A 20,446-nucleotide genomic window follows, 5' to 3' on the forward strand; every position below is an offset into this window, starting at 1 on the left:
ATAAACCAATAGGTTATGTTTCTTAAAATATTTCTGTTCGAGATCCGGAATCGGGTCCGCAGGCCAGCCGTTTACCTTTATTTTTTGGCAGCACTGATATTTACAGTGTTCACTTTTTCAACAGGCTCGTTACCACTGGGTGAAAAAGAGCACATTAATGCTCCTTATGTGCTTGCGTTGTGGTGCTCAGGTATCACTATGATGATTACGCTTGTAAGTTCATCAATCATGGGCACTGCCTTATACCGCGACATTGAATACAACACAAAAGATTATTACCTAACCTACCCTATCACCAAAGCAGGCTATTTCTGGGGCCGTTACCTGGGCTCGTTCGTTTTCATGGTCCTGATCTCAACAGCAGTTATCATTGGCGCCTTTATAGGCACCAAGCTTGGCCCCGCTATGGGATGGACAGATGCAAAGCAATACGGCCCCAATAGCCCCATTTACTACCTGCACCCGTTTTTCACCATTGGGCTGCCTAACGTTTTATTTACATCTTCCCTGTTTTTCGGACTTGTAGCCATCACCCGCAATGTAAAGGTCATTTACTTTGGCGGTATCCTGCTGTTCCTTTTTTACTTCATCGCGTTGTTTTTCCTCAACCACATTAACAACCCTACAGTAATAAACCTCAGTGATCCTTTTGGGCTTAACGGTATCAGGATGCAAACCAATTCTTCAAGCACCATTGAGCAAAATACTACCTTATTCCCGGTTACCGGTACGTTTATGCTCAACCGTGTATTATGGGGAGGTATCGGGATAGTTATTGTACTTTTCACTTATTTCAGGTTTAGCTTTGAACGCTTCTTTAGCGGCAGGCGCGATAAGGCAGCCATTGACGAGGCAGGTGCAAAAACTAAAACCCAGGTAACCATTAAACCTGATGTCAGCTTTACCGGCAAATACAATTGGAACACCTTACGCAACCTGGTAAAAGTTGAGCTATTGAACATTATCCGGGATAACTATTTCTGGATCATCTTAATAAGTGGCAGCTTGTTCCTCGGTTTTGTATTCTGGCTTGGCGAAAACCGGAATGGAGTGCCTGATTTTCCGCGTACCGTTACCTTGCTGGCCATCTTTAATGAAGCCTTCCCATTCTTCATTTTCTTTATCCTGATGTTTTACACCGGCGAAACCCTGCACCGCGACAGGACTACCCGATATGCCTTTATCAATGACTCCCTCCCGCCGCCAAACTGGATCCTGAACGGATCAAAGCTCATCACCTTATTATTGATAGCTACCGGCTTATCTTTTATCCCAATGATAACCGGCGTTGTTGTTCAATTATTAAAAGACTATCACACACTAAACCTATCGGCGTATTTTATCTATATAGGCTATATACTATTGCCTTTGTTACTGGAGATGGTGGTATTTTGTTATGTTGTACACGTTGTTATCAATAACAAATTTGCAGCCCATGGCATAGGTGTTTTTTTATGGGTGATTGTTTTCTTTTTGCGCAAAACGGGCACCTTTGATTATAACCTTCTGTTGTACTCATACACTCCGTCGTCGGGAATCTCTGATATGACCGGCATAGGCCACATGGCAGCGCCCATTAGCTGGTTCAACCTTTACTGGATGCTATTTGCAGGTTTGCTGATCATTGTTTCGGGATTATTTTATTACCGGGGGGTAACCTCATCTTTTAAAGAGCGATTGCGTTTATTGCCTCAGCGCTTTAACAGCAGCACAGCTTTGATCACCGTAATAGTGACTATAGCTTTTTTAGCTGTTGGTGGGTGGAATTATTATAACGTAAGTTTTTTAAACAGCTACCTTATCAAAAGTGAAAACACAGCAAGGGCAGTGATGTATGAAAAAACGCTGAAAAAGTACGAGCACCTTCCCCTGCCTAAAGTGACCGATATAAAAATGATGGTAGAGCTTTATCCCGATAAGCAACAGGTATCTACACATGCATTGATAACCATCACCAATAAAAACAAAGTTGCCATATCACAAATGCTGCTCGACGGTGATGAGCTTACTGGTTATTCGCTTAAAACCAATGGTACATTAGTTCCTTTTACCACTCCCCTGCTTTATCCCCGTGGATTTTTTAACTGGTTCAGACCAAAGACAGACACTGCCGACTTCCGCTTATACCGGTTCTTAAAGCCGCTAATGCCGGGCGATTCATTAACATTAGAGATCAGTTCAGAAATAGTGCATAAGGGATTTACCAACGGCATGTATGCTGCTGCCCTCGTTAATAACGGCACATTTTTTAACGGGGGATTGCCCGGCCTGGGGTATGATGAAGATGATGAGTTAAGCAGCCCTTACGAACGCAAAAAAGCCGGTTTGCCCGAAAAAAAGGAAGAAGAAATGCAGCAAAATAATCCCGAAGGTATCAGCACCTTGAAAGCAGGAAGAGCGGCTGACCTTTTGAAATTGGATGTAACAGTTGGCACCCTGGCCGATCAAACCGCTATCACCCCCGGACGGCTCGTAAAAAACTGGCAGCAGAACGGCCGTAATTATTTCCATTATGTGCAGGATAAACCGGGCATGTACATGCCAATGGGTATCATATCCGAAAAACTGGCTGTTAAAAAGGCTACCGTTCAATTAGATCATCAGGTAAATATTGAAGTTTATTACCACCCGGAACACAGCATTAATATCGACAGGTATATTGCGGCATATAAAGATGGCTTAACTTATTACAGCAAGGTTTACGGCAACTACCCGTTCAATGACATCCGCCTGGTGGAGACATCTGTTTACGGCCCGGGAGATGCCTCCATGACCACCCTGGATACATATGCCGAATATTTTGGCTGGAATGCCGACTTCAGGGACCCAAACAGTTTTGATTATTGTTATGCCAGTACTGCAAGATTGTTGTCGCAGCAGTGGTGGCGTTTCCAGGTGGCGCCAAACAGCACGGTAGGCAGTTTAGTAGTTCCCGAAGGTTTGTCAAACTATGATCAACTGGTAATGTCAGAACATAAATATGGCAAGGATAACATGCGTTATATTGTTTTAGACCAGTTATGGTATTACCTGTTTATCAGGCGGCACCTTAATGAAAACGAACATCCTTTAATTGAAGCCAACCAATGGTTTTTATGGGGAGGCAAAGCAAGCGTGGCATTGTACGGTTTACGTGACCTGATTGGCGAAGACAGCCTCAATGTTGCGCTGCGCGAATTTAAAAAGGCATATGCTTTTAAAACAGATGGCCCGTTTGCCGGAGCCAATAACCTTTACCAATGTCTCCAAAAGCATGTACCCGATTCGCTGCAGTATTACCTTACCGATACCTGGCAAAAGATCACACTATATGATAACAGGGTAGTTGAAGCAAGCAGTCAATCCACAGGTAATAAAAATGAATATAAAGTTACGTTAAAGCTTGATATTGATAAAGTTTGGAAGGACGCCAAAAACAATGATATCCCGGCCTTAAACATGAACGACTATATAGATATCGGAATCTTCGGTAAGCAGGTCCAGGGTGCAGGTAACCGTATGGTAAGTAACACTTTATACCTTAAAAAGTATAAGCTTAAACGCGGGTTACAGCAATTTAGCATTATTGTTAAAGGCGAACCTGCTTCTGTAGGCATCGACCCGTTTAGCAAACTGATTGACAGGAACCCTAATGATAACATCAAAGACCTTTAACTGAAAGAGGCTGTATGGTGCAGCCTCTTTTTTATAGTATTCAGATAGTTAAGCGATATATAGTTTTGGGTTAGATTGACTCTACTAACAAAGGGGGTTAACAGGGTTAACAGAATTCGGGGTTAACACTCGTATAAATACTTAATAATCAAAAACTTATATACATTTCCAGAAAATATGTAAACCCTCTTTTTTTATAAATATTGTCGGCTAAATTTCAATTCATAGGTAATGCAACGCCAAGGGTGGACAATTTGATTATGATACAGTCTCTTCCATAATCTTACCAAATATTATGGCTTAAATAATTTGTTCTCTCCTTCAATTTCAACATTAGCCTGTTCAACTACAGCTTTGTATTCGTAATCTGTTTTTAAAGAGAGTGTAGCTTCAAAAGTGCCATCATTTTTAATATTTACCCAGGTGCCGGCTGTCCACTTACCTGCATACAGCGTTTCAACCTGTCCGTGGTAAGGGCGGTAATCAAACCTGGCCCTCTTTGCCAAAATGTTTTTGTAGTTCGAAATTCTCCCTTTTAAAATTGCGCCGGTTTTTATTTTTGAACCTGCGCCGGTTTCAACTATGGCAGCTTCTTTAAAAACAGGATCAACATTTTCCAATTTGACCACTACCGGGTTGGGCCAGCGGTGATCGTCATAAATACGCTGTGCTTTAACAACAGATACTTCAAGCCCCTTATCGGTCTGTTTGTACCTGCAGCTTACATCGTCGGTTTTATATTCAATAACCTTACTATTTTGCCCTAATACGCTTACTTGAGTCTGATTAGTTGCGATGGCCGAACGGATCAGGAAAGTTTTACGGGCTCCCTCCTTCCAATCAGCAGCATTGGTAACTATGGCATAAAGTGTATGCCCGTTTTTAGCGGTAAACCAGGTGTCGCCTTCCTTGCTGATCACCCAACTTCGCACACTGTCGATACATTCACGGTTAACAAAATACCAGGCCGACATTTCCCGTAACCGTTCCTCCTGTTCGATGGGCAAAGCGCCATCAGGCTTCGGGCCAACGTTCAACAACAGCGACCCGCCTTTTGCTCTCGCCTCAATCAATAACCCTATTAACTGGCTACCCGATTTATAACGCTCATTAGTTGGCTGATAGCCCCATGCCGTACCCATAGTGATGCATGACAGCCATGGTTCATTGATCATAGCCCCGGGCATGATCTGTTCGGGAGTTTTGATAGCGCCGCGGGTTATCAGCAAATCCGGCTGTAATTTCCAGCAGGTTTGCTTTACCACTTCTTTCGGATCGCCATCTATAAAAAGTACATCTATTTTACCATAGCGGGTCATCAGTTCCTCGCATTGCTTCCGGGTGTATTCGTCATATTCATGGCGGGTTTGGGCATCCATCTTAACATCGGTACGACTTATAGGGATATGATGATCACGAAGAAAGTTAAAATCCTCGGGCGAAAAATAGAAACCTACCTGCAAGCCGGCTTCGCGGGTGGCGTCAATAAACTCCTTTAACAGGTCTTTTTTGTATGGTGTATGAGTGATGTTAAAACCTGTTGTTTTGGTATCCCACATACAAAAACCAGAATGGTGTTTGGTGGTGAATACAATGTATTTCATCCCGGCCAGTTTGGCCAGCGTCGCTATCTGGTGCGGGTCGAATTTGTAGGGATCAAAAGTTTTTGGCAGCTCATTAAAATACCGGTTCACATAATCATCGCTTGCACCAACCAGCGAGTGACTGATCACCACGCCCAATTGGCTATCCATACTAAAATGAATAAATAAACCTAAACCGGTATTTTTAAGCCAAAGTTCGCGCTCGGGTTTGTTCAGGTTATAATTACTTGCATTATCATCCTTAACCAAATCATTTTGTGCCAATACGCGCTGAATACAACCAAACAGCAGCAGGAAAAAAAGGTATTTCTTATACATCAAAAAAAGGTTAAAAAAAATCAGGGAAGGCCCCACGCCCTCCCCGAAACAACATCAACTAATTTAACTAATCAAACTTTAACATTATTGTTTATCCCACCACATCCTGGTTAAAAAATCATCCGGTCCCTGGCGCGCAATTGCAGCGGCATATGATGCCGCGTTAAGGTTTTGCTCGCCAACAGGATATAACATCCGCCTGAATATTTTACCGCCTGTGGCATTACCAACATAATTATTTGGTACAAGTGCGGGGTAACCGGTGCGCCTGTAGCTTGCAAAAACCTCCTGCGCATCAGGAAATATACCAACCCAAAACTGGGTATAGATTTGCGCCATTTTCTGATCAAGCGTGCCACCTGTATTAAAAGGGTGCGCGTTAATGTATGAGTTGATCTGGGCCGAAGTAATTGTGCCCGCACTGCCTGCAATAATGCTCCATTGGCGCATTGACGCTGCTATACCGTTTTGGTACAATGATTCGGCAGTAGCAGCAGTGTACCAGCCCCTCGCCGCAGCTTCAGATAACAGGAAATAGCTTTCGGCTGCTGTAAAAACCAACCGGGGCGAGTTTAGCAGCAATATGGTTTTAGGATTTGGTTCCGAATAAGTTACAAAATCCGCAGGCTTGGCATTAAGGCCCGACGACATACCTTTTTGAATAGCCGAAGTGGTATCAGCCACGCCACTGTTCCACACTACAGATACTACAGCCAGGCGAGGATCCTTATTGGTTTTCAGATAATTGATAAATACATCCTGGTACTTGCCGCCTTCGGTATTGGTACTGCCGTTACCTGCAATATAATCATTGTTATAAAGATCAAGCGCCAAAGGATTTTTGTTAATATCCTGACCCGCGCCAACGTAAGCTACTTTGGCAACATCGGCATCATCCAAAATAACGCCGCCCGCTATAGCTTTTGCAGCCCAGGTTTGTGCTTGAGCGATATCAACCTTGGTCATGCGCATGGCACACCTGAGCATGAGGGAATAAGCAAACTTTTTCCACTTTACGGTATTGCCACCATAAATCAAATCGGCCGAACCAAAGGTTGTTTTGCTTGCATCAAGGCTTTGGGCTGCCTGGTCAAGCTCCTTCAATAAATCGGCATAGATATCTTTTTGCGCATCATAAGCGGGTTTATATATCGCCTGGTTATAGCCCTGTGCAGCCTGCGAATAGGGAATATCTCCATAAAGATCGGTAAGCCTGCTAAAGCAATACACTTTCCAGATCCGCGCTTCGGCCTGCAGGTTTACCTGCGAAGCGTCGGTGCCAACCGCTTTTAAAACCTCAACCAGTTCGTTGATCTCATTGGGGTAAGCATTGCTGAAAGCTGCCGCCGACTGCGGGCTTTGGCTCAATACATATTTTGATCCAAAACCGGCCACATCATTAAAGCTCGTGGTGTATTGCATGGTACCCAGCAAAAGATCAAGCATACGGGCCGTACCATCATACTGGGACTTGGTAAAAATATACTGTGGTACCGCTTTTGATGATGCATCAGGGTTGATGTTTAGCGTATCAAAGTTTTTGGTACACGATTGTGTGGCGATAATGCCGGGCATTATCAGTAAGCAATAAATATATTTGGTTAAATGTCTTTTCATCGTATTCAATTTAATTGTTAAAACTTAACAGCCAGGTTTACACCAAGTGAACGTGTACGCGGTAAGCCGATAGACTCAAATCCCTGGGCATTACTGTTGGTAAAGCTTTGCTCCGGATCAAAATTGTCTGTCTGCTTGTAGATAGTCCAAAGGTTCCGGGCCACGAAGGATACACTGGCCGACTGGATCTTAACTTTGTTTAAAAGACTTGTTGGAAGCGCATATGACAGGATAACCTGGCGAAGTTTAACAAAGCTTCCATCATGCAAAAACAGTTCGGAATACGTTTTGTAATTATCGTAATATGATCTTAAGCCACTTACCGGCACTGTACGTGTATAAGGAGCGCCCGTTTGATCAACACCGTTCAATACTAAGCCGTTTTCCCTTCCCGGCAATGTTGATTTCATTAAGCCCAAACGGGTGGCGTACACTTCCATAACCGAAAACACCTTGTTACCAAACTTACCATCAACCAAAAAGCTTAACGAAATTCTTTTATACCTGAATTCGTTGGTTAAACCCATAGTAAGCGGGGCAACGCTTTTACCTAACTGTTGCAGCGGGGTTTGTACCGGTAAACCTGTTGTGGCATTAAATACTACAGTACCATTAGCATCCCTTTGCATGCGGGTACCTACCAGCATACCAAAAGGTTTACCTTCAATGTTATCTAAAATATCCCAGTTACCCACCGAAGTAGCGAGTTGGATAGTATTAAGACCAGGAGCCAGTTTAACTACTTTGTTATCATTATAAGCCACATTATAGCTCGCGTTCCAGGTAAAGTTGTGTGTTTTTACAGGCGTACCATTCAACAATACCTCAATACCCCTGTTGCTTACCTCCCCAACGTTCAGGATCACATTATTATAGCCCGATGTTGAAGAAATAGCGGTATTTACAATATCGTTGGTTGTTTTACGATCATACAATGTCACATCCAAACTTAAGCGGCTCTTAAGCATCTGTAACTCAAAGCCACCTTCAAACGTAGTTGAAGTATAGGGTTTAAGGTTGTTATTGGTAATGTTATTACTGGTTACGTTTTGCAGCGGCTGCCCGGCGCTTGGTACGTTACTGTAAGTAAGGTTAATCACATACGGATCGGGGGCTCCGCCGCCTACCTGTGCCCATGAGGCGCGCAGTTTGGCAAGGTTAAAAAACTCAGGGAGTTTAACCGCGTCCGACAGGATAAAACTACCGCCTATACTTGGGTAAAAGATACTATTACTTTTAGGACTCAGTGTTGAAAACCAATCCTTCCTGCCGGTGAATGACAGGAACACGAGGCTCTTGTAATCAAAATCGGCCGAACCAAAAACCGAATTGGTTACAATTTTGGCATTGTATGGTGTAGTTGATGAAACCGCGAGGTTAGTAAAGCTGTAAAAATATGGAATAGTAAATTGCGAACCATTAAACGTTAACTGGTTTGTTGTGTTTTTACGACTGTTTACGCCACCCAAAACATTTACATTTAAATCGCTGACGATCTTAGTCTTGTAATTAACCGTTGCCAGCTCATTGGTTTCAGCTACATCCGATTTGATGCCTGCATACTGGCCATTGGGTATATACAATGTACCGGTTGGCAAGATATTGGTATAGTTGTAATTGAAAAAGTCGCGGCTGATGGTGGCTTTGAAAGTAAGGTTTTTTATGGGCGAGTAAATAACTGATCCCTGGCCAATAAAACGGTTCTTCACGTCATCTTCCTTGTATTTATTGATCACAAAATATCCGTTTGACGCGATAGATGCATCGTTCCAGATCTGTTCGTTACCCAAAGCATCATAACCCGGTTTAAGCCAGCGAACGTCAACCGTGTTGGCTACCTCAAGCGGGGTCCAGTTGGGGTTACCCAGGGCATCACCAGCACCGGTACGGTTATGGCCGGTTTCAATGTTATACTGCGCTAATGCTTCAATCGATAACTTATCGCTCAATTTGCCATTCAGGGCAAGGTTAAAGGTTTTACGATCATAAGTAGTGCCCGGTAAAATACCTTTACTGTTCAGATCAGCAGCCGAAAACCTGTAGGTGAAAGCTTCGTTACCGCCTAAAAAAGCAAGGCTGTTGGTATAAGTGCTGCCGGTTTGATAATAATTTTTAAGGTTATTTTTCTGTGCCGAATAAGGATGGGTAAGCCCGTCGGCCGCTACATAATCGGTTGAGCCGTCAATTTTTGATCCCCATGAGCGCCTGCCGCTTGCTTGTGCGGCGGCCAGCGTGGTTGGCTTTACGCCGCCGTCGCCCTGCCCGTACTCATACTGGTAATCGGGGAATACAGCAACATTATCATAGGTAGCTGTCGAGTTAAACTCAACCCCTACTCCTTTCTGAATCCGGCCTTTCTTGGTAGTTATCAAAATAACACCATTTGCTGCCCGTGAACCATAAAGCGCCGCTGCCGTACCGCCTTTAAGTACACTAATCGATTCGATATCGTCGGGGTTTATGGCTGCTATACCGTCGCCGCGGTCAACGTTATTGGTAATACCGTTAACTGTAGCAGCACCGCCGGGTACGCTGTTATCAATAGGCATACCATTTACCACATATAAAGGCTGGTTATCGCCTGCAAGCCCACCGTTACCCCTGATTACCACCCGGCTTGAACCACCCGGACCGGTTGATAAACCTGCTGCGTTAACACCCGCCACTTTACCGCTAAGCGCATTGGCTACGTTATTTTCGCGGGCCTGGGTAAATTCCTGGCCCTTCACTTCGGTAACCGAATAACCTAATGATTTTTTTTGCTTGCTGATACCGAGGGCGGTAACCACAACCTCATTTAAAGTACTGTTGTTTTGTTTCAGTTTGATCTGGATAGGAGCCGAAGCGTCAGTTACCGCAACTTCTTCCTGAACATAGCCAACAAAGGCAATTACCAGGGTTATTGATTTGCCCGAATACTTGTCGGGAATAAGCAATTTAAAGTTACCTGACACATCAGTTGTAGTACCAACCTTGTTATCGTTCTTCAAATAAACTGATGCACCAATAACGGGCTGGCTATCGTTAGCATCAAGCACTTTACCTGTTAACACAACTGCTGCAACAGTTGTGTTGGAGGTAATTTCTTTTGTGGCGAATATGGAAATCTGGCTTTCATTGATCTTACGATATTCAAGCTGAAATGCCGACAGCAATTGCCTGAGGTTATCATCAAGTGTGAGCTGTTTAGCGTTGTTAAATAAGCTTGCCGGTATAAATTTATTGTCAAGCAAACCTTCCTGGTAAGCAATTTGTACATTGAATTGCTTTTTGAGGTTTTCAAGTGCATCCTTCAAAAGCATCTTACTTTCGGTAGCCTGTGATGCCGGGTAATTGAAGCTCCGGGCATGTACCCTGTTGTTGCTGGTTAATGCCATTTGGGCATAGCCATACGCCGACCGGCCAAGCAACACCATCAGGAAACAGCAACATCTTAAAAAATTTGATGAGTCGAGTTTTCGCATAAGTTATTCGTTTAGGGGTTTAATTTTGTTATAGTGATATTTTTGTCTGTTCGGGTAATTTTCACAGGGAGTGTGGTCGATATTGTTTCTATCAATTCATCAACATCAGGCACATTGATCTCGCCTTCAATTTTAAGGGCAGAGAGGGCCGGATCGGAAAACGCGGTGTGATAACCGTAATCATCGGCCATGGTTTCGCTGATCTGTGCCAGGGTAGCATTATTGAAAACAAGCTGATGGTTTACCCACTTGGTAATTTTTTCGGGAGCTGCCAGTTTGGTACGGGCTACCAGCTTTTTGTGCGCGTATTCAATATAATCGCCGGATTTCATTACCAGCGACTCGCTTTTTGATACCGGGTTGATATAATCAAGCCTGATTTTTCCCGATACCAGGCCTACATTGGTTTTATCATGCCGGTTACGTACGTTAAAGGTTGTACCTAAAACCTCTATATTAACGTCGGTACAATGAACGATGAACCTTTCGGTAGTTTTTACATGACGCGGATCTTTATTGATATGCTTTACATTAAACAATGCTTCACCGGTAATCCAAACCTCTCTTGAATTTTTGTCCCAGTTATTGGAGTAAGCTAACTTTGAATTACCATTGAGCACCACGGTTGAGCCATCGGGCAGGGTAACGGTACGCAGCTCGCCAAAAGTGGTATCAATTTCATTTTGCCTGCCTTTGATAAGCCATAAGGAGATGCCGATAGACGATACCAGCAATAATATCGCGGCGATACGGAGGTATCTGTTTAAAGTGAATATTTTTGATTTAACCTGGTCCTTTTGCAGTGTTGATTCAATCCGGAGCCAAACTTTTGACTGGTTATCCTCGTTGGTAAAAACATCCTGCTTACGGTATGCGGTAATAATTTTTGAAGCTTCGGCAATTGTTTCCTTTTGCTGTGGGTATTTAGCTATAACCTGCTGCCAAAAAACGGTATCGTTGTGTGAAGGGCGAATCACAAAACGGAGAAAATCATCATCTTCTAAAAAATCCGGCAGGGTATAATTACTGTATTTGGCGGTCTGCATTGGTTATAAGGTGTTATTTTATCCTTATAGACAGCACCCTACCCTAATTATCCCTACAAACTGAAAAAAAATTTAATTTTTAATGATTATTTATGCAGAAGCACGAATACAGGGCTAAAACGATAGCCAATTTGGAAACTTTGAGCACATCCTGCAGGTTATCGAAAGCTTTATAGATCAGTTTATAAGCCGAACTAATGTTTATCCCCATAATATCGGCTATTTCATCATAACTTAACCCTTCATAAAAACGCAGGTATATGATTTCCTGCTGCCGGGCAGGTAAAGCTTTTACATGAAATTTAATTTTCTTCTGTAATTCCTGTTCTTCCTCATCGGCGATGAGCTGCTGGTCGAATGAAATTTCAAAAGGAAAGTTGTGCTCCGCCTCATCTTCCAGGTCGACAAAGCGTGATTTTGACTGCAGCTTACGAAAAATAATGCTGCGCAGGGATTTGAAAAGATAGTTTTTTACCGAAACCGGGGTGCCAAGCCCTACCCTGTTTGTCCACAGCCTGATAAAAAGATCGTGGATCGCATCCTCAATTACGTTAACATCCCTTGTAAACTTATGTCCGTAGTTATTGAGGATTTTAAAATGCCGGTTATATAATTGCGTGTAGGCATCCCAACTGCCTTCTTTAAAAGCAAGCCAGACAGCAGTATTATGATCGTCATGAACAATTTGTTCGTGAGACATAGCTTAACCAGGGGACAAAACGTTTTACAATTGAAATCAGGTACAATGTAATAATTATAACAATAATTTTACACCTACTTTAAAAATCAATAACACAATTAACTTGCTATAAAATTGCTTTTGCCGGAATTGAAGAAATCATCGCCAAAAAGTCATACCCTTTTGACAATGTAAAACACTCAATTATTTCATTTTTTAAAATAACTTAGCCCGTATCAAATGTTTGCCTGAATATTTAAAAACCTGCTGCCGGATTAAATTATGTTTGAATCAGTTACCATTAAGGATATTGCCAAGGCTTTAGGTGTGTCAACATCAACGGTATCAAGGGCGCTTAACGGGAGTTACGAAATAGGTACCGAAACCAAAAAGCTTGTCCTTGAGTACGCCGAAAAGATAAACTACCGGCCCAATCCTATTGCTTTAAGTCTTAAAGAGCAAAAAAGCCACTCGATAGGTGTAGTAGTATGCGAGGTAGCCAATGATTATTTTTCGCAAGCCATTAACGGTATCGAATCCATAGCGTATAACCGGGGATACCACGTTATCATCACCCAAACACATGAATCATTTGACCGGGAAAGTGCCAATGTAAAACACTTGCTATCCAGACATGTGGATGGCTTGCTGGTATCATTGTCGGCCCAAACAACCGATACATCCCAATATAAATACCTGCTGGATAAAGGCTTTCCTATTGTATTTTTTGACAGGGCAGCCCCCGACCTGAATACCCATAAGGTAATAGCAAATAACTTTCAGGGCTCATTTAATGGCACCGAAGCTTTGATCAATTCGGGTTTTACCAAAATAGCCCACCTTACCAATTCAAATAACCTGCTTATAAGCCATGAGCGCTTTGAAGGCTATAAGGCCGCGCTTGATCAACACGGCATTGAGTTCAGGCCGGAGTATCTTAAACATTGCAACCATGGCGGTATGATTCACGACGAAGTGGAGATTGTGCTGAAAGAATTGCTGGCATTGGACGATAAGCCGGAGGCTATTTTTAGTGGCAGCGACAGGCTCACCATCAGCAGTATATCGATATTAAAAAAATGGGGCTTAAAAGTTCCGGGAGATATTGCGATAGCAGGATTCACCAATTCGGATGTTGTTGACCTGTTTGATCCGCCGTTAACCGTGGTACGCCAGCCTGCCTTCCAGATAGGGCAAATGGCTACAGAAATGCTTATTAAAACCATAGAAAGCAAATGGCCGATTGAAGAATTTACTACCGAAAAGGTGGATACACAATTGATTGTGAGGTCGTCGTCAGGAAAAGGATAAACTAAACAACCGTTACCTTCACCCCTTTTTCTTCCAGCATCTTGAGCATTGCCAGACTGATACCGCTATCGGTGATGATCTCATTGATCTGATCCAACGAGCAGATCTTTGCTAATCCACGCTTACCGAATTTAGTGCTATCTGCTAATACAATGGTAGTTTGGGCTGCATTGATCATTTTTTGGTTAAGCCGTGCTTCGGACAAATTGGTAGTAGTTAAGCCTATTTCAGGATCTATGCCGTCTACCCCTAAAAACAATACACCGCATAACATATCATCCAGCATTAATTCGGCATAATTGCCGGTTACCGATGAGGATGTGTTTCGCATTTGTCCCCCCAATTGAACAATATCAACCTGTGGATGCTGCAAAAGTTCAAGCGCTACCGGCAAAGCTGCGGTGACTACCGTAAGATGCTTATTAGGCTGCATGGCACGGGCAAGGGCGAGCATTGTGGTACCTGAGGCTATAATAACCGAATCATTAGTATCTATCCTCGCCGCAGCTTCAGCCGCTATCCTTTTCTTTTCGGGGGCGTTCAGCTTTTCCTTTTCAGCTACCGGCCGGTCATTGGCGTATGGGTTTGTTTTACTTGCACCACCGTGCGTTCTGAAAAGCAGATTTTTGTCTTCCAAAAGTTTCAGGTCCTTTCGGATGGTAACTTCCGAAACACTTAGCTGATGGCTCAGGTCCTGCACATTTACAAAACCATCTGTATCAACTTTTTGCAGGATAAACTTATGCCGGTCGGTGTTTTTACTCATAATCGCTAAATTAAACAGAAAACTTGATTGTAATGTTTGATAAGGCCTGACATGACCTCTATAAGTCAAATGTAAGCAAACAAAATTATTTTTAATTTCATTTAGTTTTATTTTATTTCGATTTCATATATTTGATTAAATATCGAAATAAAATGAATCAATTTACAAGAGAGGCCAACCTCTGCGATATTAACGATACCGAAAAGATCCGGGACCTGATCATTATAGGCGGCGGAGCTACGGGACTCGGCGCTGCGGTTGATGCAGCCTCACGCGGTTTCTCTGTATTATTACTTGAACAATCCGATTTTGCCAAAGGAACATCAAGCCGCGCGACCAAGCTGGTACACGGCGGCGTACGATATTTGGCACAGGGCGACATAGGCCTTGTGCGTGAGGCTTTACGTGAGCGGGGATTATTATTAAAAAACGCGCCGCACCTGGTAAAAAACGAAAGTTTCATCATCCCTAATTACTCCTGGTGGGACGGTATTTTTTATACCATAGGCCTCAGCATTTATGATTTGCTCGCCGGCAAGCTAAGCTTTGGCAGGGCAAAACATATTTCTAAAAAAGAAACGCTAAAACGGTTGCCGGGCATTCAGGAAAAAGGACTTCACGGCGGCGTTGTTTATCACGACGGGCAGTTTGATGATTCCCGGCTCGCCATCAACCTGGCGCAAACGGCCATTGAACAGGGCGCTACCCTACTGAACTATTTTAAAGTAACCGGGTTGATTAAAGATACAGCCAGTAAAATTACGGGAGTTAAAGCTATCGACTTAGAAACTGGCACCAGCTACCAATTAAAGGCTAAAACAGTGATCAATGCTACCGGCGTTTTTGTTGACGATGTACTTAAAATGGATACGCCCGAAAAGAAACCGATGGTAAGGCCAAGCCAGGGTGTACACCTTGTGCTCGACCATTCATTTTTACCGGCGGATGATGCCCTGATGATCCCTAAAACGGAAGATGGGCGTGTGCTTTTTGCGGTTCCGTGGCATGAGAAACTATTGATAGGTACTACGGATACCCCTATCAACTCACACAGCCTTGAGCCGGTGGCGCTGGATGAGGAAGTGGAATTTATTTTAAGGACCGCAGGCAAATATCTTACCAAAGTTCCTACCCGTGCAGATGTTTTAAGTGTATTTGCAGGCTTAAGGCCACTTGCCGCCCCACAAGATGGGTCCTCAAAAACAAAAGAAATTTCGCGGAGCCATAAACTGATCGTTTCCGCATCAGGTTTAATTACCATAACAGGCGGCAAGTGGACCACCTACCGCAAAATGGCCGAGGATATTGTTGACAAGGCTATTGAAACAGGCGGGCTTACAAACACACCTTGTAAAACTGCATCTTTACCCATCCATGGCAGTTGCCCCAACCCCGACCGCACAAACCCCATGTTTGTTTATGGTACCGACATTGAAAAGATTCTGGCTTTATATAATGAAAAACCCGACTGGAAAAACCCTGTTCATCCAAAAGATAAATACACTAAAGCGGAGGTGATCTGGTCGGTAAGAAATGAAATGGCTCGCACTGTTCAGGATATATTAGCCCGCCGTACCCGTGTGCTTTTTTTAGATGCCCGTTTGGCTGTCGAAATGGCGCCCGAAGTAGCCCGCCTAATGGCCGGTGAATTGGGAAAAGATGCCGCATGGGAAACAGCACAGGTTAAAGCATTTAACGAAACAGCAAAAAATTACATACTAACACCACATTAAAATAAAATTTAATGTGATATTCAATAAATAAACCAAGGTAAACCAAACCAAATTATGCAGGAATATATTTTAGCGCTCGACCAGGGTACTACCAGCTCACGGGCCATAATTTTTGATCATGCAGGCAAAATTATTGCGTCGGCACAAAAAGAATTTAAACAGTATTTTCCTAAACCCGGCTGGGTTGAGCATGACCCTAACGAGATTTGGGCTGGCCAGATTGGTGTTGCCGCTGAGGCCATTGCAAAAGCAGGCCTGGGCGGCGGCAATATCAAAGCCATAGGCATCACCAACCAGCGCGAAACCACCATAGTTTGGAACCGCAAAACCGGTGAACCCATCCACAATGCCATTGTTTGGCAGGACAGGCGCACTGCCGCCTTTTGCGATGAACTAAAACAAGGCGGCCACAGTGATATGATCCGCGATAAAACAGGCCTGGTAATAGATGCGTACTTTTCGGGCTCAAAAATAAAATGGATCCTGGATAATGTTGAAGGTGCCAGGGCACAGGCCGAAGCCGGCGAACTGGCCTTTGGCACGGTTGACAGCTGGCTCATCTGGCAGCTAACCCGCAGCGAAGTTCACGCTACCGATGTAACCAATGCCGGCCGTACCATGCTGTTCAACATTCGCACACAACAATGGGACGAGGAGTTGTTACAACTATTCAACATCCCCAAAAGTATCCTGCCCGAAGTAAAACAGTCGAGCGAGCTATATGGGCAAACAGCCAATAATTTGTTTGCACAACGGATCCCGATAGCAGGCATAGCAGGAGATCAGCATGCAGCCTTATTCGGGCAAATGTGTATTGACAAAGCCATGGTTAAAAACACCTATGGCACCGGCTGTTTTATGCTGATGAATATCGGGCACGAGTTTATCAAATCAAAAAACAACCTGCTTACCACCATCGCCTGGAAAATAAACGGCGAAATCACCTATGCTTTTGAAGGCAGCATTTTTATAGGCGGCGCAGTAGTGCAATGGCTGCGCGATGGCCTGGGTATCATCAAAACATCGGCCGATGTTGAAAAACTGGCTACCTCGGTAAAAGATACCGCGGGCGTTTACTTTGTACCCGCGTTTGCAGGTTTGGGCGCCCCCTACTGGGACCCGGAAGTTCGCGGCGCTATTGTTGGACTAACCCGCGGCGCTACAGCCGCCCATATTTCAAGGGCCGCGCTGGCATCGATAGCCTACCAAACTATGGATGTACTTAAAGCAATGGAGGCTGATGCAGGCATGGAGATAAAAGAACTGCGCGTGGATGGCGGCGCAACAGCCAATAACCTGCTGATGCAGTTTCAATCAGACGTGTTGAACTGCAAAGTGATCCGGCCCCAAGTTACCGAAACTACAGCACTTGGCGTAGCCTATATGGCCGGGCTGGCTGTAGGCTATTGGAAAGATATAGCCGAAATTCAGCACTTGTGGGCAGCCGAAGCCGAATTTAATCCGGCCAACGATCTTGACGAAGTAAAATCGGGCATTACCGGCTGGAAACGCGCGGTAAGCACTGCTCAATGCTGGTCGAACGCCGGCAATCCTATAACAGTTATTTAATATCCATCTTTAAAATATTTTAACATGTCTCCATTTGTAGCCGAACTGATAGGCACCATGCTCCTGATATTATTGGGTGATGGTGTAGTGGCCAACGTAGTTTTAAAAGATACTAAAGGAAATAACAGCGGATGGATAGTAATTACCACCGCCTGGGGATTAGCCGTCTTTGTAGGGGTAGTTGTTGCAGGTCCTTATAGCGGCGCGCACCTTAACCCTGCAGTAACCATAGCACTCGCTATTGCGGATAAGTTTGCCTGGGCCAACGTTGTACCCTACATTATTGCCCAATTTGCGGGTGCTTGTATTGGTGCATTTTTAGTTTGGGTAATGTATTATGATCATTTTAAACGAACAAATGATCCGGCTTCTATATTGGCTGTATTTTGCACTGGTCCTGCCGTACGCAATTATATATCAAACATTGCCAGCGAGGTAACAGGTGCTTTTGTATTGCTCTTTACCATTTTCTACATAGCCGGTGCCGAAATCACTCCAGCTAAAACCCCTATTGGCCTGGGTTCAGTAGGCGCAATCCCGGTAGCATTACTGGTTTGGGTGATCGGCTTATCATTAGGAGGCACTACCGGCTATGCTATCAACCCGGCCCGTGATCTTGGGCCGCGCTTTATGCATATGCTGCTACCTATAAAAGGCAAAGGCACCAGCGATTGGGCTTATGCATGGATCCCGATTATCGGCCCATTGGTTGGGGCTTCCATTGCCGCTGTATTGTATCTGTCAATTAAGCTATAAATCTCATCAAAACAGCATTAGCCTAACGAAGTTTTAAAGGCTTCGTTAGGCTTTAAACGCTCCATTAAGCTACGGCAGCTACTGCAACAACGACTTAATCTTGTTAAATATCTCGGTATTACTATAAACCCCTCTGAAATCCAGGGAATGCGGCCCGTAGCTAAACACCGGAACCGGGGTACCGGTATGATCGTTGGTGCTAAAATCGCCCCATACGTAACCGTTGTTAATACTGCCATCAAGCAGGGTTAAGCCACCCGTTTCATGATCAGCAGTTACAATTACCAGGGTTTCGCCATCTTCATCAGCAAACTTCAGGGCGTCGCCAACTACACGATCAAAGTCGCTGTTTTCGGTTATTACTTGTTTCAGGTTATTGGCATGGCCACCGTGATCAATCTGCGAACCTTCAATCATCATAAAGAAACCTTTGGGAGCATTTTTGAACGTTTGGGTTACTTTGTTAAATGCCAGCGGCAGATAATTCCCCCTGCCTTCCATTTTCGGGCGGGTTACGCTGTCATCCATCAAAGCAAGGATTTTCGGGGCCGAGCTATTCAAAAACTCATCAAAGTTGCGGATCACCGTGTATCCCCTCTTTTTCATTTTATCAACAGGACTTTCACCATTAACCGGCCAGATAAAATCTTTATAAGATGAGCCTAAGAAAATATCAATTGGCGATGAAGTAATTTGATTTGCGATAGCTATTGAATGGCTCCGCTCCGAATCATGAGCGTAGAATGCCGCCGGAGTTGCGTCTGTCAATTCACAAGCCACGATATCGGCGGTCTTTTTACCAGCTTCCGCACTGTAATCAGCCAATGATTTCAATGGTTTGCCTGACGGATCGACACCTATAGCCCTATCGTTAGTTTTTTGGCCCGATGCAAAAGCGGTTGCCCCGGCAGCAGAGTCGGTGATATAAGCATCGGCAGAATTAGTAACCGAAAAACCGATATTCAGCATCTGGAAAATATTCAACTGGCCGCGGTTGGCTGTGTAGGTTGAATAGATCTGTGATAAACCCATGCCATCGCCAATGCACAAAATGATATTTTTGACTTTCTTAACTGTACCATCTGATTTGTAAGTCGGCTTATAAATAGCGTATGGTTGAGGAGCAGTATATTCACTTGCTGGCTTCTTGTTCAGAAAATCGCCAAGCTCCTCTATTTTATCGGTGCCAATTACATCAACACCTAAACGGATCAGCGCCAGCCAGCTACTCTTGGTATCAGGAGTTTCCCAAAAACGCACCTTTTTACCGGAGTTATGTACGCTATCTATCCCCGCTTTTATACTCGCAATCTCTTCGTTATTCAACACACCTTTACCATTCCAGTGCATGTATTTGCCAAACGGAAAACTTACCAGCCCAATCTTTTTCCATTGCGCCGGTGTAAAGCCGTTCATATGGTCAACATCAAAAGAGATCCAGGCCGGATAATTGGTCATTTCTGCCGGAGGGGGTACCGCGCCGGTCATTACTATTGATAACCTGCCGGGGTGGCCATCATAATCAAGATACTGCTCAAGCGGTTTCAATTCTTTAATCACCAGCGGCAATACCGCTTTATGATCTTCCTTAATTTCAATAAGCAGTCTTAAATGACGCTGTGGATCGCGTTTCAGTTTTTCAATCAGCGGGTCGATGTACAAGATCTTCAACGACCTTTTGGCGTCAATCTCCTTTTTATCGTGCGCCACCATCAACTGCCCGTTAACCGCATAACAGTCGGCCTCGATAGAACCGAACCCCTTTTCGTAGGCCCGGTAAAAAGGAATATTGTTTTTGTAATCGTTGTGGGAATGCGCATCGGTTACGGTGTAATTTTTGACCTGCGCATTGGCCGTTAAACCGACGTTTGCCAGCAGCGCTGCCAGCGTAATCAGGGTAGTACTTTTTTTCATTTAGTATAGATATAG

At 44.0% G+C, this 20,446-nt stretch carries 12 protein-coding genes; 5 read left to right on the forward strand and 7 right to left on the reverse strand.

Annotation, left to right across the window (positions count from 1 at the left end; genetic code table 11):
- Positions 1 to 84 precede the first annotated feature (84 nt).
- A complete protein-coding gene (locus tag MusilaSJ_RS06580; RefSeq protein ID WP_274989243.1) occupies positions 85 to 3,654 on the forward strand; it encodes an ABC transporter permease/M1 family aminopeptidase in 3,570 nt (1,189 codons plus the stop codon).
- A gap of 293 nt (positions 3,655 to 3,947) precedes the next feature.
- Here the strand turns inward: MusilaSJ_RS06580 and MusilaSJ_RS06585 are convergent, their stop codons facing one another.
- The 5 genes from MusilaSJ_RS06585 to MusilaSJ_RS06605 all read right to left on the reverse strand — a co-directional run bounded on the left by MusilaSJ_RS06585 (position 3,948) and on the right by MusilaSJ_RS06605 (position 12,403).
- Positions 3,948 to 5,576, reverse strand: a complete 1,629-nt coding sequence (locus MusilaSJ_RS06585) for an alpha-L-fucosidase (RefSeq protein WP_274989244.1) — start codon at positions 5,574 to 5,576, stop codon at positions 3,948 to 3,950.
- Positions 5,577 to 5,660: 84 nt separating this feature from the next.
- Positions 5,661 to 7,193, reverse strand: coding sequence for a SusD/RagB family nutrient-binding outer membrane lipoprotein (locus MusilaSJ_RS06590; protein ID WP_274989245.1), 1,533 nt, complete (start codon positions 7,191 to 7,193; stop codon positions 5,661 to 5,663).
- A 17-nt stretch (positions 7,194 to 7,210) separates the two neighbouring features.
- Positions 7,211 to 10,657: a SusC/RagA family TonB-linked outer membrane protein gene (locus tag MusilaSJ_RS06595; protein ID WP_274989246.1), complete on the reverse strand. Its 3,447-nt coding sequence runs from the start codon at positions 10,655 to 10,657 to the stop codon at positions 7,211 to 7,213.
- Positions 10,658 to 10,668: 11 nt separating this feature from the next.
- A complete protein-coding gene (locus MusilaSJ_RS06600; protein ID WP_274989247.1) occupies positions 10,669 to 11,703 on the reverse strand; it encodes a FecR family protein in 1,035 nt (344 codons plus the stop codon).
- 79 nt (positions 11,704 to 11,782) lie between these two features.
- Positions 11,783 to 12,403 carry an RNA polymerase sigma factor gene (locus tag MusilaSJ_RS06605; RefSeq protein WP_274989248.1) on the reverse strand — a complete coding sequence of 207 codons (621 nt, stop codon included), beginning with the start codon at positions 12,401 to 12,403 and terminating at the stop codon, positions 11,783 to 11,785.
- A gap of 261 nt (positions 12,404 to 12,664) precedes the next feature.
- Between MusilaSJ_RS06605 and MusilaSJ_RS06610 the strand changes: the two genes are divergently transcribed.
- Positions 12,665 to 13,693, forward strand: a complete 1,029-nt coding sequence (locus MusilaSJ_RS06610) for a LacI family DNA-binding transcriptional regulator (RefSeq protein ID WP_274989249.1) — start codon at positions 12,665 to 12,667, stop codon at positions 13,691 to 13,693.
- Between the two features lies 1 nt (position 13,694).
- On the opposite strand, the gene MusilaSJ_RS06615 is transcribed toward MusilaSJ_RS06610, so the two are convergent.
- Complete coding sequence (locus MusilaSJ_RS06615) at positions 13,695 to 14,459, reverse strand: DeoR/GlpR family DNA-binding transcription regulator (protein WP_274989250.1); 765 nt, start codon at positions 14,457 to 14,459, stop codon at positions 13,695 to 13,697.
- Between the two features lie 152 nt (positions 14,460 to 14,611).
- On the opposite strand from MusilaSJ_RS06615, the gene MusilaSJ_RS06620 reads away from it, so the two are divergent.
- The 3 genes from MusilaSJ_RS06620 to MusilaSJ_RS06630 are packed head-to-tail and all read left to right on the forward strand — an operon-like array spanning position 14,612 to position 18,517.
- Complete coding sequence (locus MusilaSJ_RS06620) at positions 14,612 to 16,192, forward strand: glycerol-3-phosphate dehydrogenase/oxidase (protein WP_274989251.1); 1,581 nt, start codon at positions 14,612 to 14,614, stop codon at positions 16,190 to 16,192.
- A gap of 54 nt (positions 16,193 to 16,246) precedes the next feature.
- Positions 16,247 to 17,761, forward strand: a complete 1,515-nt coding sequence (gene glpK, locus MusilaSJ_RS06625; RefSeq protein WP_274989252.1) for a glycerol kinase GlpK — start codon at positions 16,247 to 16,249, stop codon at positions 17,759 to 17,761.
- Positions 17,762 to 17,785: 24 nt separating this feature from the next.
- Positions 17,786 to 18,517, forward strand: a complete 732-nt coding sequence (locus MusilaSJ_RS06630; protein WP_274989253.1) for an MIP/aquaporin family protein — start codon at positions 17,786 to 17,788, stop codon at positions 18,515 to 18,517.
- A gap of 78 nt (positions 18,518 to 18,595) precedes the next feature.
- Here MusilaSJ_RS06630 and MusilaSJ_RS06635 read toward each other — a convergent pair whose 3' ends face one another.
- Complete coding sequence (locus MusilaSJ_RS06635; protein WP_274989254.1) at positions 18,596 to 20,431, reverse strand: alkaline phosphatase; 1,836 nt, start codon at positions 20,429 to 20,431, stop codon at positions 18,596 to 18,598.
- Positions 20,432 to 20,446 lie beyond the last annotated feature (15 nt).

Origin of the sequence: Mucilaginibacter sp. SJ (assembly GCF_028993635.1) — a bacterium.
In the GTDB taxonomy this organism is placed as follows: Bacteria; Bacteroidota; Bacteroidia; order Sphingobacteriales; family Sphingobacteriaceae; genus Mucilaginibacter.